The 16,008-nt window shown below is 65.0% G+C and carries 15 protein-coding genes; 9 read left to right on the top strand and 6 right to left on the bottom strand.

Annotated features, from left to right (window positions below):
- Positions 1-27 precede the first annotated feature (27 nt).
- The 4 genes from EO99_RS0109960 (at position 28) to EO99_RS0109940 (ending at position 4,904) form a co-directional block, all read left to right on the top strand.
- On the top strand, positions 28-819 hold the full coding sequence (locus EO99_RS0109960) for a hypothetical protein (protein ID WP_156034702.1): 792 nt from the start codon (positions 28-30) through the stop codon (positions 817-819).
- A gap of 130 nt (positions 820-949) precedes the next feature.
- Positions 950-2,200: an MFS transporter gene (locus EO99_RS0109950; protein ID WP_029618496.1), complete on the top strand. Its 1,251-nt coding sequence runs from the start codon at positions 950-952 to the stop codon at positions 2,198-2,200.
- A 79-nt stretch (positions 2,201-2,279) separates the two neighbouring features.
- On the top strand, positions 2,280-3,440 hold the full coding sequence (gene rnd / locus EO99_RS0109945; protein ID WP_029618495.1) for a ribonuclease D: 1,161 nt from the start codon (positions 2,280-2,282) through the stop codon (positions 3,438-3,440).
- 102 nt (positions 3,441-3,542) lie between these two features.
- Entirely contained in the window at positions 3,543-4,904 is a 1,362-nt protein-coding gene (locus tag EO99_RS0109940; RefSeq protein ID WP_029618494.1) for an esterase-like activity of phytase family protein, read from the top strand.
- Between the two features lie 57 nt (positions 4,905-4,961).
- Here the strand turns inward: EO99_RS0109940 and ppx are convergent, their stop codons facing one another.
- The 4 genes from ppx to EO99_RS0109920 are packed head-to-tail and all read right to left on the bottom strand — an operon-like array spanning position 4,962 to position 10,580.
- Positions 4,962-6,482 (bottom strand): exopolyphosphatase, encoded by a 1,521-nt coding sequence (gene ppx, locus EO99_RS0109935; protein WP_029618493.1) that lies wholly within the window; start codon positions 6,480-6,482, stop codon positions 4,962-4,964.
- A 5-nt stretch (positions 6,483-6,487) separates the two neighbouring features.
- A complete protein-coding gene (locus tag EO99_RS0109930) occupies positions 6,488-8,674 on the bottom strand; it encodes an RNA degradosome polyphosphate kinase (protein WP_029618492.1) in 2,187 nt (728 codons plus the stop codon).
- Between the two features lie 59 nt (positions 8,675-8,733).
- Entirely contained in the window at positions 8,734-9,441 is a 708-nt protein-coding gene (gene hdaA, locus EO99_RS0109925; RefSeq protein ID WP_029618491.1) for a DnaA regulatory inactivator HdaA, read from the bottom strand.
- Entirely contained in the window at positions 9,438-10,580 is a 1,143-nt protein-coding gene (locus EO99_RS0109920; RefSeq protein ID WP_029618490.1) for an AI-2E family transporter, read from the bottom strand. The genes hdaA and EO99_RS0109920 overlap by 4 nt, the downstream gene beginning before the upstream one ends.
- Positions 10,581-10,775: 195 nt before the next feature.
- Between EO99_RS0109920 and purM the strand changes: the two genes are divergently transcribed.
- The 5 genes from purM (at position 10,776) to EO99_RS25635 (ending at position 13,232) form a co-directional block, all read left to right on the top strand.
- Positions 10,776-11,849 carry a phosphoribosylformylglycinamidine cyclo-ligase gene (gene purM, locus EO99_RS0109915; RefSeq protein ID WP_029618489.1) on the top strand — a complete coding sequence of 358 codons (1,074 nt, stop codon included), beginning with the start codon at positions 10,776-10,778 and terminating at the stop codon, positions 11,847-11,849.
- Complete coding sequence (gene purN, locus EO99_RS0109910; RefSeq protein ID WP_029618488.1) at positions 11,846-12,526, top strand: phosphoribosylglycinamide formyltransferase; 681 nt, start codon at positions 11,846-11,848, stop codon at positions 12,524-12,526. Before purM ends, purN begins: the two co-directional genes overlap by 4 nt.
- A gap of 62 nt (positions 12,527-12,588) precedes the next feature.
- Positions 12,589-12,822 carry a type II toxin-antitoxin system Phd/YefM family antitoxin gene (locus EO99_RS0109905; protein WP_029618487.1) on the top strand — a complete coding sequence of 78 codons (234 nt, stop codon included), beginning with the start codon at positions 12,589-12,591 and terminating at the stop codon, positions 12,820-12,822.
- On the top strand, positions 12,798-12,959 hold the full coding sequence (locus EO99_RS28195) for a type II toxin-antitoxin system VapC family toxin (RefSeq protein ID WP_235776800.1): 162 nt from the start codon (positions 12,798-12,800) through the stop codon (positions 12,957-12,959). Before EO99_RS0109905 ends, EO99_RS28195 begins: the two co-directional genes overlap by 25 nt.
- 3 nt (positions 12,960-12,962) lie before the next feature.
- Positions 12,963-13,232 carry a PIN domain-containing protein gene (locus tag EO99_RS25635; RefSeq protein ID WP_235776799.1) on the top strand — a complete coding sequence of 90 codons (270 nt, stop codon included), beginning with the start codon at positions 12,963-12,965 and terminating at the stop codon, positions 13,230-13,232.
- A 1-nt stretch (position 13,233) separates the two neighbouring features.
- Here EO99_RS25635 and EO99_RS0109895 read toward each other — a convergent pair whose 3' ends face one another.
- Together EO99_RS0109895 and EO99_RS0109890 are read right to left on the bottom strand one after the other, a co-directional pair.
- Positions 13,234-13,830: an NUDIX domain-containing protein gene (locus EO99_RS0109895; RefSeq protein WP_029618486.1), complete on the bottom strand. Its 597-nt coding sequence runs from the start codon at positions 13,828-13,830 to the stop codon at positions 13,234-13,236.
- The gene (locus EO99_RS0109890) at positions 13,827-15,965 is read right to left on the bottom strand and encodes a molybdopterin-containing oxidoreductase family protein (protein WP_029618485.1); all 2,139 of its coding nucleotides are present in this window, start codon (positions 15,963-15,965) and stop codon (positions 13,827-13,829) included. Before EO99_RS0109890 ends, EO99_RS0109895 begins: the two co-directional genes overlap by 4 nt.
- Positions 15,966-16,008: the final 43 nt, after the last annotated feature.

The raw sequence follows: 16,008 nt of genomic DNA, 5'->3' as shown, positions 1-16,008 counted from the left end.
ATGCCTGGCCCTGAATTGACCGGGCAGATGACCTTTACCAGCGCCCAGCGTCTGCTCGTCGTGGCGATCGGCCTGCAGGTGGCGCTCGCCTTGCCGAGCCTGGTGGCGCTGGTGCTGGACGACCGGCTGCTCAACGGCATCAGCGTCTGGAGCAAGCCCCTGAAGTTCCAGGCGTCGCTGATCGTGATGCTGGGAACGGTCCTGCTGCTGCTGCCGCTCATCGAAACCACGGCGCGGGAGGGTCGGGGCGTCTGGCTGGCCTGTCTCGTCGCCTGCATCACCGCAAGTGGCGAAATTCTCTACATCACGCTGCAGGCGGCGCGCGGACGGGCGTCGCATTTCAACGCCGAGACGCCGATCGAGGCGCTGGCCTACGGGCTGATGGGCTTTGGCGCAGTTCTGCTCGTCCTCTCGAGCCTGGTCGTCGGTCTCTACATCCTGCTGAAACCCGCCCCTGATGCGCTGCCCGGGCTGCAACTGGGCGGCGCCTGGGGCCTCATTCTCGGGAGCCTGCTGACGCTCGTCACCGCCCTGGCACTCGGGAGTGGCCAGATTGCCGGTCCCGGACACTGGGTCGGAGGCGTCAGGACCGATGCCGGCGGCCTGTTCCTGCTCGGATGGTCGCGCAGCGGCGGGGATCTGCGGGTGCCGCATTTCTTCGCCACCCACATCATGCAGGCCCTGCCGATTGCCGGGCTTGCCCTCGACCTGCTGGCGCCGCGTCTCGTGGTCACCGGGCTGCTCACCGCAAGCACACTTTGCGTGGCGGTGGTTGCCGGCACGTTCGCCCAGGCGGCAGCAGGACGGCCGTTCTTCTAGAGACGGGCCCGGTCGCCGGCGAGGTCGAATTCCTCAGAGCCTGCATGATAATGCAGCAAGACAAGCTGCCGTGAATCTGTCTTTGTGGAGACCATGCCTTCTGGCCTGACAATCCTTTGCAAAGCATCTCATGTCCGCGATCCGTCCACTCATTCCCCTGCTCATTACCGCCGGCATCCTGATCGGCGGCAATGGGTTGCAGGGCACCTTCATTGCGCTGCGCGGCTCCTACGAGGGCTTTTCGCCGTCGATCATCGGGGTGATCGGCGCGGGCTACAGCATCGGCTTTGCGATCGGTTGCATCTATGTGACGCGGCTCCTGCGGCAGATCGGCCATATCCGCACCTTCGCCGCGATGGCCGCCATCGGCGCCTCCTGTTCGCTGGCCATGTCGCTCGTCATCGATCCGACCGCCTGGCTCTTGATGCGCTTCATCGTCGGCATCGCGGTGGCGAGCCTGTTTGCGACCGTGGAGAGCTGGATCAATGCCAAGGTGACGAATGCCAACCGCGCCCGGACGTTGTCGATCTACCGGCTCGTCGATCTTGGGTCGGTGACGGCGGCGCAATACGTCATCCCGGCGGCGGGGATCGAGGGGACCGTCATCTTCAGCATCGTGGCGATCGCCATGACGCTGTCGCTGGTGCCGATCTCGCTGGCCGACCGCTCGAGCCCCCTGCCCCCGGAAGCGATCCGCTTCGATCCGGTGGCGGTGTGGCGGATCTCGCCGCTGGCGGTGGTCGGCGTCACCTGCGTCGGCCTGGCCATGGCGGCCTTCCGCAACATCGGACCGATCTACGGCGAGGCGATCGGCATGAGCATCACCTCGATCGCCACCTTCATGAGCGCCGGGATCATCGGCGGCGTGGTGCTGCAGTATCCGCTCGGCGTCTATTCCGACAGGCTCGACCGGCGCAAGGTGATCCTCTGGACGACGATCGGCTCGATCCTGACCGGCGGCTATCTCTCGCTCGGGGCCGGGTCGAGCGAGACCGCCAACATCATCGGCGTCTTCCTGTTCGGCGCCTTCTCGATGCCGCTCTATTCGCTGTGCTCGGCGCATGGCAACGACCATGCCCGGGAGGGCCAGCATGCGCTCGTTTCGGCCGGGCTGCTGTTCTACTGGTCGATCGGAGCGACCATCGGCCCGCTGCTCGCGGCGCTGCTGCTGGAATACCACGGGCCGGACGTCTTCTTCGTCTACACCTCGGTGATCTTCGCGGGCTTTGCCGTGTTCACGGTGCGGCGCATGGGGGCCCGGCCGCCGGTTCCGCCGGAGGAGCGGCCGGGGCGGTTCCGGGCGCTTTTGCGCACCTCGGCCTATTTCAACAAGCTGGCGGCACCTCCGGACAAGGAAGACCACCGCGAAGACCACCGCTGATTTCGGCGCCAATATTGACATATGCGACCGGAAGGGAAAGGAAGACTGATCTTTTGACCCCTTAGCTGTGACCGGACTGATGATCGAAACGACTGCCGCCCTCGAGGACGCCTGCCGGGCGCTTGCCCAATCGGACTTCATCACCATCGATACGGAGTTCCTGCGGGAGACGACCTTCTGGCCGCAGCTCTGCCTGATCCAGATGGCGAGCCCCACCGTCGAGGTGCTGGTCGACCCGCTGGCCAAGGGTCTGGACCTTTCGCCCTTCTTCGCGCTGATGGCCGACCCGAAGGTGATCAAGGTCTTCCACGCGGCGCGCCAGGACATCGAGATCATCCATCATCTGGGCGGGCTCGTGCCGCATCCCATCTTCGATACGCAGGTGGCTGCCATGGTCTGCGGCTTCGGCGACAGCGTCTCCTACGACCAGCTCGTGCAGCGCATCAGCGGCGCGCAGATCGACAAGTCCTCGCGCTTCACCGACTGGAGCCGGCGACCGCTGTCCGACAAGCAGCTCGAATATGCGATGGCCGACGTGACGCATCTGCGCGACGTCTATCTGTCGCTGAAGGAGCAGCTCGAACGGGAGGGCCGCGCCTCGTGGCTCACGGAAGAGATGGCGATCCTTGAATCGCCCGGCACCTACGATATCCATCCGGATGACGCCTGGCTGCGGCTCAAATCGCGCCTGCGCAAGCCGCAGGAACTGGCGATCCTGAAGTTCGTCGCCGCCTGGCGCGAGCGCGAGGCGCGCAGCCGCAACGTGCCGCGGTCGCGGGTGCTGAAGGACGACGCGATCTACGAGATCGCCCAGCAACAACCGAAGGACACCGAGGCGCTGTCGCGGCTGCGGACCGTGCCGAAGGGCTGGGAGCGCTCCTCTTCCGGCACCGGCGTGATCGAGGCGGTGAATGCGGCGCTGGCGCTTCCGAAGGCGGAGATGCCGCATGCGCCGAAATCCTCCCGTTCGCCGGAAGGCACGGGTGCGGCCGTCGAACTCCTCAAGGTGCTGCTGAAGCTGATCTCCGACCGCGAGGGCGTCGCCGCCAAGGTGATCGCCAATACCGACGATCTGGAAAAGATCGCCGCCGAGGGCGAGATGGCCGAGGTTGCCGCCCTCCACGGCTGGCGCCGCGAGCTGTTCGGCGACACGGCGCTGCAGCTGATCTCCGGCGGGGTGGCACTGCGCTTCGTCGACCGCAAGGTGGAAGCCGTGACGCTGACCGGCGACGCCGACTGACGAAGCGAGAATAGGCGTCACGGAAGCTTCGCGGAGCCGTCAATCCGGCGTCACGGATGACCCCTAGTGAGAGAGAGTTTCAACCTCTTACTGGGGGCTCCCATGATGAGACCATTGCTCGCGTCTGTTGCCATCGCCGCGCTTCTGGCCGGCCAGGCCTTTGCCCAAGAAAAGACTTTTCCCGCCACGCTGGTGTCGCATGCGATCCTGCCGGCAAACACCATCATTCCCGCTCCGGAAGATGCACCGGCGCATCTGAAGACCTCCGGCAAGTTCTCGACCGCCGACCGCAAGCGTGCGGATGGCCTCGGGACCGTGCCGGGCAAGGACGGCGTGCGCCCCACCGGCCTGTCGCTGCCCTTCGACGGCCAGCCGCTGCAGGGTTTTTCCGGCATCAAGACGATGCCGGACGGCAGCTTCTGGAGCCTTTCCGACAACGGCTTCGGCTCGAAGACGAACTCCAGCGACGCGGCGCTGATGCTGCACAACATCCGCTTTGACTGGGAGGCCGGCACCGTCGAGCGGCTGAACACCGTGTTCCTGTCGGATCCGGACAAGAAGGCGCCCTTCCCGATCGTGCTCGAAGGCAGCGACAACCGCTACCTCACCGGCGCCGACTTCGACGTGGAATCCATCCAGCCGGTCGATGACGGCTTCTGGGTCGGTGAAGAGTTCGGCCCCTATCTCCTGAAGTTCACCACCGACGGCAAGCTCACCGACGTGATCGCCACCAAGGCCGGCGAGACCGAGGTGAAGTCGCCGGACAATGCGACGCTCGTCGTGCCGGCCAACCCGACGGCCAAGATGCCGAGCTTCAACCTGAAGCGCTCGGGCGGCTACGAAGGCCTTGCGATGTCGAAGGACGGCACCAAGCTCTACGGCCTGCTCGAAGGCCCGCTCTACAAGGAAGACGGCACCGTGGAGAAGACGGCCGACGGCATGACGGCGCTGCGCATCGTCGAGTTCGATACGGCCGGCAAGGCCTGGACCGGCCGTTCCTGGCTCTACCCGCTGTCGGAAGGCGGCGAGGCGATCGGCGACTTCAACATGGTCGACGAGACGACGGCGCTGGTGATCGAGCGCGACAATGGCGCCGGCAATGCCGACCGGGCCTGCGCCGATCCGAAGAAGCCGGAACCGACCTGCTTTGCGACGCCAGCCAAGCACAAGCGGATCTACAAGATCGAGATGACCGACGAAAACGTTGATCAGGCCGTGCGCAAGATCGGGTACATCGACCTGATGGCGATCAAGGACCCGCAGGGTATTGCCCGCCAGGGCGGCAGCGAAGGCGGCTATACGATGCCGTTCGTGACGATCGAGAACGTCGATGTCGTCGATCCGACGCATATCGTCGTCGGCAACGACAACAACCTGCCGTTCTCGGCCGGTCGCGCGCTCGACAAGGCGGACGACAACGAATTCGTGCTGCTGGAAGTGGGCGAGTTCCTGGCTGCGAAGTAAGGCGGGGGCTGCTGCCCCTCACCCTCTCCCCGCTCGCGGGGAGAGGAACTTCACCATCTACTCGAACCGGAACGCCAGGCGCTTTCCGGTCAGCTTGGCGAGCTGCTGCAGCCGGCCGTCCAGGCGCTCTCCGGCGAAGCCGGCGTGCTCATGCGGCACCACGAACTCCAGATCGAGGTCCGGAGAGATCGCGGGGCGGAAGGCGAGGCTGTTGATGATCCCCGGCATGGACGCGGAGAAGAGGTAGAGCACCCGCAGGATGCCGCCCAGAAGCTTGGCGAGCTCCACCAGCCGCGGCGTGGTGATCGAGGCGAAATTGTTCGATGCACTGTCGTCCTGCAGGCCTTCGAAGCGGTAGTAATTGGCCAGCGCCAGATAGGCGCGGCCCGGATGGGTAATGCCGACGAGCGACGAATGGGCGATCAGGTTGAGCGCCTGGGCGCCGCGGTAATCGGGGTGGGCGCGCCAGCTGATGTCGGCGAGCAGGCAGGCGGCCTGCCGGTAGCGGCTTTCCTCCTCGCTCTCGTTGACATCAAAGAGCGGCACCATGCGGCCTGTCCAGGCGGCCAGTTCGCGGGCATGCTCGGGGGAGCGCGCCCGCAGGATCGCCAACTGGTCGGCGGCGAGCAGCAGGGGGTCGACCGCCTTTTCCTCGTCCGTAAGCAGCGAATAGAGATAGCCCTCGCGCACGCCCTGGGCTGAGAAGGTCACATAGGACGGCCTCATCACCTGCAGGACCTCCTGCATCGCGACGGCACCGAACGGCAGAAGGGTGCGGCGGTTCTTGGAGACGGCCTGCCAGGCGGGATGCTTCGTGTCCTTGCCCTCGATGACCGTGTCCAGGAAGGTCAGCATCTCGTCGAGGCCGAGCTTGTATCCCTGCATCATGTGCAGCGGATAGTCGGTCATCTCCATGTGCAGCTTGGCGATGTTGCGCCAGGTGCCGCCGACCGCATAGAAGGTCCGGCCCTCGCCGTTCTTGAGGAACGTGGCCCGGGCGACATGCTCGTTGGCCAGCGCGCGGGCCTTTTCGAGCGATTGTCCCGAGGTCTCAGACAGGCGCAGGCCGCCGAGCGGCAGCGTGATGCCGCGACCGATCTTCTCGCCCTGAACGTCGATCAGTTCCAGCGAGCCGCCGCCGAGATCTCCGGCAATGCCGTCCGGTTCATGGAAGCCGCTGATGACCCCATAGGCGGAATACAGCGCCTCTTCCTCGCCGGTCAGGACCTGCACCCTGCGGCCGATGATCTTTTCGGCGTCGCGAATGAACTTCGACCCGTTGGAGGCCTCGCGGGCGGCGGCGGTGGCGAGCACATAGATCTCGCTGGCGCGCGCCTGCGCGGAGAGAGCACGGAAGCGCTTCAGCGCATTCAGCGCACGCTCCACGGCCGTCGTCTCCATGCGTCCGGTGGACGCGAGGCCCTTGCCGAGGCCGCAGAGCACCTTCTCGTTGAACAGCATGGCCGGCGCGCGCGACAAGCCTTCGTAGATCACGAGACGGACGGAGTTGGAGCCGATATCGACGACGGAGACCGGTGCGATACCGGGCAACCGCCCCTGGGCTTCAGATCGTACCATACTGCCTATTTCTTGCGCCCTGACATGACGCCAGCAATGAGTTTCGGCGCACTCGATTTCAGAGCTTCGCCGCGGCCCGAAAGGCTCGGATTGGTCATGAAATACTGTTGCGTGTTGAATGGTTCCTCGCCAGGACGCACTTCGATGCGCCGTGACGTGCCGTCGGGCAATATCTCGTAGCTCTGCTGATTGTCAATCAGGTTGCCGAGCATGATCTGCGACAGCAACTGCTCGTGCACAGTCGGGTTGAGAAGCGGCACCAGTGTCTCGACACGACGGTCGAGATTGCGCGGCATCATGTCGGCCGAGCCGATGTAGACCAGCGCGTGCTCGGACGGCAGGCCGTGGCCATTGCCGAAGCAGAAGATGCGGCTGTGCTCCAGGAAGCGGCCGACGATGGACTTGACGCGGATGTTGTCGGAAAGGCCCGGCACCTGCGGGCGCAGGCAGCAGATGCCCCGGATGACCAGATCGACGTCGACGCCGGCGCGGCTGGCGCGATAGAGCGAATCGATGATCTCCGGATCGACCAGCGAATTCATCTTCATCCAGATCGCCGCAGGACGCCCTTCCTTCGCATGCACAATCTCCTCCTCGATATGGCGGAGGATGCGCGGACGCAGGGTATAGGGCGAGACGGCAAGCTTCATGCTGTCTTCCGGCTCGCCATAGCCGGTGATGAAATTGAAGACATTCGCCATGTCGTGGGCGATCTTCGGATTGCAGGTGAAGAAGGACACGTCGGTGTAGATCTTGGCGGTGATCGGATGGTAGTTGCCGGTGCCGAGGTGGCAGTAGGTCCTCAGCTTGCCTTCCTCGCGGCGCACCACCATGGACATCTTGGCATGCGTCTTCAGCTCGATGAAGCCGAAGACCACCTGGACGCCGGCCCGCTCCAGATCGCGCGCCCAGCGGATGTTGGCCTCCTCGTCGAAACGGGCCTTCAGCTCCACCAGGGCGGTTACCGACTTGCCCAGTTCGGCAGCATCGATCAGCGCCCGGACGATCGGGCTGTCGTTCGACGTGCGGTAGAGCGTCTGCTTGATCGCCAGAACTTCCGGATCGCGCGCCGCCTGGAGCAGGAACTGCACCACCACGTCAAAGCTCTCATAGGGATGATGGACCACCATGTCCTTTTCGCGGATCGCCGCGAAGCAGTCGCCGGCGTGTTCCCGGACCCGTTCGGGAAATCGGGCATTGTACGGCTCGAAGCGCAAATCCTCGCGCGGCGCCTTCGTGATTTCCGAGAGGGTGTTGAGGGCCAGCAGGCCCGGCAGAACCGCGACGCGGTTGTCCGGCACGCCAAGCTCCTGCACCACGAACTGCCGCAGCTCCGGAGGCATCTCGCTGTCGGTCTCGATGCGGATGACCTTGCCGCGGCGCCGCCGCTTCAGGGCGGTCTCGAAGAAGCGGACCAGATCTTCCGCCTCTTCCTCGACCTCGATATCACTGTCGCGGATCAGCCGGAACGTGCCGGCACCGGTGACCTGGTAGCCCGGGAACAGGCGCTGGGTGAACATGCCGACCACGTCTTCGAGCGTGATGTAGCGGATCGTGACGCCTTCATCGGGCAGACGGATGAAGCGATCGAGCGTCGGCGGCAGGCGCAGGAGACCGGTCATCGGCTCGCGCCCATGAAGGCTGTGCAGTTGCAGGACGATCGAGAAGCCGAGGTTCGGGATGAAGGGGAACGGGTGGGCCGGATCGATGGCGAGCGGCGTCAGGATCGGGAAGAGATCGTCGTCGAAGGAATTGGCAAGCCATGTGCGGTCTTCGGCAGACAGCGCCGCCGGCCTGACGATGAGGATGTCCTCCTGCGCCAGATACTGCTGCAGAACCGCAAGCGAAGCCTGCTGCTCCATCTGCAGGTTGTCGATTTCCTGAAGGATGCTGTCGAGCTGCTCGGCCGGCGTCTTGCCGTCGGGACTGCGGACGGCGATGCCCTGACGCACCTGGCCCTCGAGACCGGCGACCCGGACCATGAAGAATTCATCGAGGTTGGCGGCAGAGATCGACAGGAAGCGGACCCGCTCCAACAAGGGATGGGCCGTGTTGAGCGTCTCCTCGAGCACCCGCCGGTTGAACTGGAGCCAGGAGAACTCGCGGTTGATGAAGCGGTCCGGGCTCGACATCATCTCGTCGAAGGCCGCCGCTTCCGTGTCCTCGCTGTTGGTACCCGTCGTCAAATCCATCGCTCAACCCCCATTCACTTGCCCGCAAGTATTACAGTTTGGCGACCGAACTATGACAGTCAACCACCCTCGTCCGGATTCCCGACCTCGTTCAGGACCTCCGCAGCAAGATGGCGGGTAATCCTGGTGCCCCGCGCCAGCGCCAGACGGTCGAGACGCTCGACGACGGTCTGGGCCGCGGCGAGCGAGCGCTCCATACGATGGACGATATAGCCGACAAGCTTGTCATCTATGTAAAGCTGCCGATCGGCAAACAGCTTGACGATCACCTGCGCCAGCAGTTCCTCGTCCGGCTCGCCGATTTCCACCACCGTCGCCGCCTTGAGGCGCGAACGGAGGTCGGGCAGCGTCACCGGCCAGGACATCGGCCAGAGGCGGGCGGTGATCAGCAGGCTGTGGCCGTTTTCCCGCACGCTGTTGATGACGTGGAAGAGTTCCGCGTCGTCGAAGCCGCGGCGATCGGCATCCTCGAACAGCACCGGGCCTTCGGCGGCCAGGACAGCGGCACCGGAGCCGGCCTTGGGATGGATGCTCGCCGCGCCGCTGCGCTCGCGCCAGATCGCCGCCAGATGCGACTTGCCCGAGCCGACGGGGCCGGCGAGGATCACGACCGGAGACGGCCAGTGTGGCCACTGGTCGACGATCGACACGGCCGCGCCCAGGCGCGCCGACACGAGCAGATCGTCGCGACCGGTGGCTGCGTCATAGGGGAATGCAAGCGGCAACTGTTCCTGGCGCCGCCGGTCCTGATCGGGGATGTCTTTCATTCGCCGTCCTGAGACTGCTCCAGTGCCGGAGGCGGCATATCCTGCCACGGCAACGGGGCGGCAGCCTGGCCATAGTAGAGATCGCTCTGAAGATAGCGCGACAGGGCAAAGCGGACAAGCACGCCGACGACGGCGGCAGCCGGCACGGCAATCAGCAGACCGACGAAGCCGAACATGGCGCCGAAGGCAAACAGCGCGAACATCAGCCAGACCGGGTGCAGCCCGATGCGCGAGCCCATCAGCTTCGGCTGCAGGATATTGCCCTCGATGAACTGACCGGCAAAGAAGACCGCGGCCGTTGCGATGATCCAGGTATAGTCCGGCCAGAACTGCACGAGTGCGACACCGACCGAGAGGATCAGCCCGATGAAGGAGCCGATATAGGGGATGAAGCTGATCATGCCGGCGACGAAGCCGATGAGCAGGCCGAAGTTCAGCCCGATGAGCGACAGGCCGAGTGCATAGAAGATCCCGAGGATGAGGCAGATCGACCCCTGCCCGCGCACGAAGCCCGCAATCACCGCGTCCATTTCACGGGCGAGCCGGCGGACGGTGACCGTCTGGTCGCGGGGGATCCAGCTGTCGACCTTGGCAACCATCTTGTCCCAGTCGAGCAGGATGTAGAAGGCGACGACCGGCGTCACCACCAGAAGCGAGACGACGTCGAGGAGCGTCTTGCCGGATGCCCAGATCTGCTTGATCAGGCCACCGATGAAGCCGGCTCCCTCCGACATGACATCGGAGAAGTTCTGCTTGACGGTTTCGATCTGCGCGCTCAGCCAGTCCGGAAGGAAGGCGTCCGGGCTTGCGACCAGCGCCTGCAACTGGGTGACGTAGCCGGGAAGCGCCAGGGCGAACTGGTTCAACTGGCCGACGATGATCGGGATGACGATCACCAGCGAGAGCGCGAAGATGAGCACGAAGCAGACGAGGATCACCACCGTCGCCATCATGCGGCTCAGGCCGCGCCGCTCCAACCAGTCGGCGATCGGATCGAGGAAGTAGGCAAGCGCCATGCCGGCCACGAAGGGCAGAAGGATCGACCGGAAGGCCCACAGAAAGATGATGAAGACCACCAGCGCGGCGAACCAGAACAGGAGATGGCGCCGAAGGCTGGCGCCGCTGATGTGATATGGCATCCCTGCATTTCCCGATGATGGCCAAGCCTGCGACACCGATAGGCTGGCAGCGTGGCGAAGGTCAAGTGCGGGCGCCTTGTGCCTGTGCATGACCGCAGCCGCCTGTGTGTGACCGGGCAAAGCCGTGGCCGAGCGCTTGCATAAAGCGGCGTCCCGTGCAATGGCGCGTGACACCAGAGCGAGCGGAGACAGGCGATGAGCGAGACGGGCAAGAATGGCCTCACCTATAGCGATGCCGGCGTCGACATCGATGCGGGCAACCTGATGGTCGAGAAGATCAAGCCCGCCGTCCGCTCAACGCGCCGTCCCGGCGCCGACGGCGAGATCGGCGGCTTCGGCGGCCTGTTCGACCTGCGCGCCGCGGGCTTCACGGATCCGGTGCTGGTGGCCGCCAATGACGGCGTCGGCACCAAGCTCAAGATCGCCATCGACGCCGACCGGCACGATACCGTCGGCATCGACCTCGTGGCCATGTGCGTCAACGACCTCGTGGTCCAGGGCGCCGAGCCGCTGTTCTTCCTCGACTATTTTGCGACCGGGAAGCTCGACCCCGACCAGGGTGCGGCCATCGTCCAGGGCATTGCTGCGGGCTGCCGCCAGGCCGGCTGTGCGCTGATCGGTGGCGAGACCGCCGAGATGCCGGGCATGTATGCCGGCGGCGACTACGATCTCGCCGGGTTTGCCGTTGGAGCCGCCGAACGCGGCCAGCTCCTGCCCGTCGGCGATATTGCCGAGGGCGACCTTATCCTCGGCCTCACCTCCTCTGGCGTGCATTCCAACGGCTATTCGCTGGTGCGCAAGATCGTCGCCGTCTCCCGCCTGCAGTGGGAAGACGCGGCCCCGTTTGCCGAAGGCAAGACGCTGGGCGAGGCACTGCTGACGCCGACCCGCATCTATGTGAAGGCGCTCCTGAAGGCGATCCGGGACACCGGTGCCATCAAGGCGCTGGCCCACATCACCGGCGGTGGTTTCCCGGAAAACATCCCGCGGGTACTGCCTGAGAACCTCGCGGCCGAGATCGATCTCGACTCCATCCCCGTGCCGCCGGTCTTCTCCTGGCTGGCAAAGACCGGGGGTGTGGAAGCCAAGGAAATGCTGCGCACCTTCAACTGCGGCATCGGCATGATCGCGGTCGTCGCCCCGGAGAATGTCCAGGCGGTCACCGATATCCTGACGGCCGAGGGCGAAGTCGTGGTCCCGCTCGGCCGCATGGTCGCCCGTCCCGAGGGCGGCGCCGGCACGATCTACCAGGGTACGCTCGCCCTATGACAGCCACGCCGGCCAAGGGGAATGCCAAGCGCGTCGTCGTCTTCATCTCGGGCGGCGGCTCCAACATGCTGGCGCTGGCGGATGCCTGCGCCGCGCCCGAATTTCCGGCCGAAATCGTCGCTGTCTTTTCCGACAAGGCTGAGGCCGCCGGGCTGGCGAAAGCAAAAGCCCGCGGCATTCCGACCTTCGCCTTCGAACGGAAAAACTATGACGGCAAGGCGGAGCACGAGGCCGCAATCCTTGCCGCGCTCGACGAACTGCAGCCGGACATCCTCTGCCTTGCAGGCTACATGCGGCTGATCTCGGGCGCCTTCATCGGCCGCTACGACGGCCGCATCCTCAACATCCACCCTTCCCTGCTGCCTCTGTTTGCCGGCCTGCATACACACCAGCGCGCCATCGACGCCGGGATGAAGATAGCCGGGTGCACCGTGCACTTCGTGACCGAGGGCATGGATGAAGGACCGATCATCGCGCAGGCGGCCGTTCCCGTGCTCGGCACCGATACCGCCGAGACGCTGGCCGCGCGCCTGCTCGGCGTCGAGCACAAGCTTTATCCGCTGGCGCTGAAGCTCGTGGCCGAAGGCACGCTGCGGATGGAGGATGGCAGGGTTGTCTCGCTGCCCGCCACGGATCAGCGCCTTGCGGACCAGCGGCTCGTTTCCGCCGGCCTCTGACCGGATCGATTGATTGTGCTTCGCCGCCAGATTATGCTTCACCGCATAGGTGGAGCAGAGCGATGACGATCACTGTCAATGTCGGCGATGCCGATCTCACTGAACTGCTGGCGAAGGTGGAAGCGGGAGAGGATGTGGTCCTCACCCGCAACAACACGCCGATTGCAAGGATGTCTGCAGTCGCGCAGATCGATACCAGAGCAGAACTGATCGAAACCATCATCCGCGAACGTAGCGGCCGCAAGCCGGTGACCCAGCAAGAGATCGCGGAGTGGAAGCAGATCGGACGCCGATAGAGGGTTTCGTTGTCGACGCCTCGGTCGCAGTCGTCTGGTTCCTACCGGATGAAGTCAGCGATACCGCAGACGAAGCGTTGAGACAGCTGAAGAACGACACCGCAGTCGTACCGGATCTTTTCTGGCACGAGATGTGAAACGTGCTGACGATCTCCTATCGTCGCCACAGGCTCTCCCTTGAAGAAGTTTGGCGCTCGATGCATCGGCTGGAGCAGCTTCGTGTGACCACGTCGGCGACCGCTAACAACGCGCTGATCCTCACACTCGCCGAGCGCCATGGCCTGACGGCCTATGATGCCGCCTATCTGGCGCTGGCGGTGGAGCAGAACTTGCCGCTGGCGACGCTTGACCGGAAGCTTTCGGAGGCAGCCAGGCGCGAGCACGTGCCGCTGTTCGGGCAGGCGCCCTGATTTATGCCGACAGCGTTGCGCGGTTCAGAGCGGCCCATTGCAACAGCATGATCGTCTTGCCGTCGCAGATCTCGCCGGTGCCAATCATGGCAAGCGCCTCGTCAAGCGGGATTTCCAGGACCTCGATGTCCTCGTGCTCCTCGTCGAGCCCGCCGCCGTCGTTGACCCTGTGGGTGATGTCGACGGGCGCATAGAAGAAATGCACCCGCTCGGTGACGGCGCCGGGGGACATGAAGCATTCGAAGAGAAAGCGGACGTGGCGGACCTCATAGCCCGTTTCCTCGACCGCCTCCCGGCGGATCGCCTCCTCCGGGTGGTCGCCGTCCAGGAGGCCGGCCGGCGTCTCGATCAGCCAGCCGGAATGGCCGTTGACATAGGCCGGCATGCGGAACTGCCTGACGAGGATGACCACCTGCCGCTGCGGGTCGAACAGAAGGATGGTGGCGCCATTGCCGCGATCATAGACCTCACGCTCCAGCCGGTTCGTCTGGCCGCCGGAGCCGGTGTAGTCGAAGGTGACCTTGCGCAGGTGGTACCAGTTGTCCGAAAGCGTCCTGTCCTCGACGATCTCGACCGTGGCATTTTCGAGTTTCGTCATTCGCTATCCTTGCGCAGCCAGACGTGGTTGTCGTGGAAGGCGGCGCCGCCGTAGGGAGCCACGGCATCGCCGCCGGTCAGGACATTGATGCCCTCGCCATCAAGATGCGCCTTGTTCGGCCACAGGCCCTCGGCGATCAGCACGCCGGGCCGGGCGCCGGACACGATACGCGCATGCAGGCGGATCTCGCCGCGGCTATTGCCGAGCCGGACGACGTCGCCATCGACGATGCCCAGAGCGGCGGCATCGGAGGGCTCGACCATGACTTCGGGGCGGCCTTCCTTTTGCACGGAGCTTGGCGTCTCGGCGAAGGTGGAGTTCAGGAAGCTGCGCGCCGGAGACGTGGCGAGGCGGAACGGATGCTCGGCATCGGCAACCTCGATCACCTCGACGTAATCGGGAAACTGCGGCAGCTCGGCCACCGGGCCCATGGCGCCGATGCTCTTGGGTGGACGATTGGGCGACGGGCCGTTGGCCCAGTCGGGGCTGAAGCGGAAGCGGCCGTCCGGGTAGCCGAAGCCCTTCAGATAATGGGCCGTCTCGAAATCCGGCTGCGCATCGATCCAGCGCTCAAGCGCCAGCGTCTCATAACCCGGCCAGCCGCTGGCGGCGAGCATGCCGTCGATGTGCTCGCGCTCGGACAGACCGAAGCCGGGGTAGTCGGAGACGCCGAGGCGTCTCGCCAGTTCCTCGATGACGAAGAGGTTGGTGCGCACCGTTTCCGGTGGTTCAACGAGCTTCGGGCCGAGCAGGATATGGTTCTGGCCGCCGGCGCGGTAGAGGTCGTCATGCTCGACGAACATCGTCGCCGGCAGGACGATATCGGCGATTTCCGCCGTTTCGGTCATGAACTGCTCGTGCACGGCGACGAACAGGTCGTCGCGCTGGAAGCCCTGCTTCACCAGGCGCTGCTCGGGCGCGACGTTCATCGGGTTGGTGTTCTGGATCAGCAGCGCCGTCACCGGCCCGCGATGGCGCAGCGCCTCGGCGTTGCCGGTCAGCACGCGGCCGATCTGCGACTGGTCGAGCATGCGGATGTCCGGGTCGGCATAGGCCGTGCCCATCAGCTCGGCCTTGTTCAGGCGGAAGATGTCGCCGTTGTTGTGGAAGGCGCCGCCGCCCTCGTGCTGCCAGGAGCCCAGCACCGTGGAGATGGAGAGCGCGGCATGCATCGAGACGGTGCCGTTGCGCTGACGGGCAAAGCCGTAGCCGAGGCGGAAGAAGGTTTTCGGCGTCGTTCCGACGAGGCGGGCAAAGGCCTCGATCTCTTCGACGGAGAGCCCGGTGATGGCCGACGCCCATTCCGGCGTCTTCGTGCGCAGATGCGCCTCGAGGCCGGCCGGATCATCGGCGAAGCGGTCCATATAGTCGCGGTCGGCATAGCCGTCGCGGAAGGCGATGTGCATGACGGCGCAGGCGAGTGCCGCATCGGTGCCGGGCTTCAGGATGAGGCCCATGTCGGCCTGCTTCATCGTCGGATTGTCGTAGATGTCGACGACGACGATCTTCGCGCCGCGTTCTTTGCGGGCCTTCACCGCATGGGTCATCACGTTGATCTGGGTGGAGACCGCATTGGTGCCCCAGATGACGACGCAGTCGGACTTGGCCATCTCGCGCGGATCGGGGCCGCGCAGGGCGCCGGTTCCCATGACGTAGCCGGTCCAGGCCATGTTGGTGCAGATGGAGCCGAAGAAGCCGGAGTATTTCTTCGCATGCCGCAACCGCTCAATGGAGTCGCGCTGCACCTGGCCCATGGTGCCGGCGTAGAAATAGGGCCAGACCGCTTCGGAGCCGTGCCGGGCTTCCGCCTTCACGAAGGCCTCGGCGATCTCGTCGAGCGCGTCGTTCCAGGAAATTTCCAGCCAGGCGCCCTCGCCCTTGGCGCCGATACGGCGTCGGGGCGTGAGCAGCCGTCGCGGATGGTAGAGGCGTTCCGTGTAGCGGGCGACCTTGGCGCAGATCACGCCTGCGGTATAAGTGTTCTCGCTGGAGCCGCGAACACGGCCGATGCGGCCCTCTGCCGTCAGGTCGACATCGAGCGCGCAGGCGGACGGGCAATCGTGCGGGCAGACCGTATGGCCGACACGGGAGACATTCGAGGCAGCTTTCGCCGTGATCGGGGTCGCAAGGTTCATGGGTTTTCTATATGCGAAGGTGAAGGCTGCAAAAAGCGTGATC

Origin of the sequence: Pseudorhizobium marinum (assembly GCF_000705355.1) — a bacterium.
Lineage (GTDB): Bacteria > Pseudomonadota > Alphaproteobacteria > Rhizobiales > Rhizobiaceae > Neorhizobium > Neorhizobium pelagicum.
Note: the sequence above shows the minus strand (reverse complement) of the source record. Positions and strands in the feature narration are given on the sequence as shown.

What these genes read in the sequence shown, in the direction of transcription:
- EO99_RS0109960 (WP_156034702.1), top strand. Translation starts at nt 28, where the DNA reads ATGACCTTTACCAGCGCCCAGCGTCTGCTCGTCGTGGCGATCGGCCTG.
- EO99_RS0109950 (WP_029618496.1), top strand. Translation starts at nt 950, where the DNA reads ATGTCCGCGATCCGTCCACTCATTCCCCTGCTCATTACCGCCGGCATC.
- rnd (WP_029618495.1), top strand. Translation starts at nt 2,280, where the DNA reads ATGATCGAAACGACTGCCGCCCTCGAGGACGCCTGCCGGGCGCTTGCC.
- EO99_RS0109940 (WP_029618494.1), top strand. Translation starts at nt 3,543, where the DNA reads ATGATGAGACCATTGCTCGCGTCTGTTGCCATCGCCGCGCTTCTGGCC.
- ppx (WP_029618493.1), bottom strand. Translation starts at nt 6,482, where the DNA reads ATGGTACGATCTGAAGCCCAGGGGCGGTTGCCCGGTATCGCACCGGTC.
- EO99_RS0109930 (WP_029618492.1), bottom strand. Translation starts at nt 8,674, where the DNA reads ATGGATTTGACGACGGGTACCAACAGCGAGGACACGGAAGCGGCGGCC.
- hdaA (WP_029618491.1), bottom strand. Translation starts at nt 9,441, where the DNA reads ATGAAAGACATCCCCGATCAGGACCGGCGGCGCCAGGAACAGTTGCCG.
- EO99_RS0109920 (WP_029618490.1), bottom strand. Translation starts at nt 10,580, where the DNA reads ATGCCATATCACATCAGCGGCGCCAGCCTTCGGCGCCATCTCCTGTTC.
- purM (WP_029618489.1), top strand. Translation starts at nt 10,776, where the DNA reads ATGAGCGAGACGGGCAAGAATGGCCTCACCTATAGCGATGCCGGCGTC.
- purN (WP_029618488.1), top strand. Translation starts at nt 11,846, where the DNA reads ATGACAGCCACGCCGGCCAAGGGGAATGCCAAGCGCGTCGTCGTCTTC.
- EO99_RS0109905 (WP_029618487.1), top strand. Translation starts at nt 12,589, where the DNA reads ATGACGATCACTGTCAATGTCGGCGATGCCGATCTCACTGAACTGCTG.
- EO99_RS0109895 (WP_029618486.1), bottom strand. Translation starts at nt 13,830, where the DNA reads ATGACGAAACTCGAAAATGCCACGGTCGAGATCGTCGAGGACAGGACG.
- EO99_RS0109890 (WP_029618485.1), bottom strand. Translation starts at nt 15,965, where the DNA reads ATGAACCTTGCGACCCCGATCACGGCGAAAGCTGCCTCGAATGTCTCC.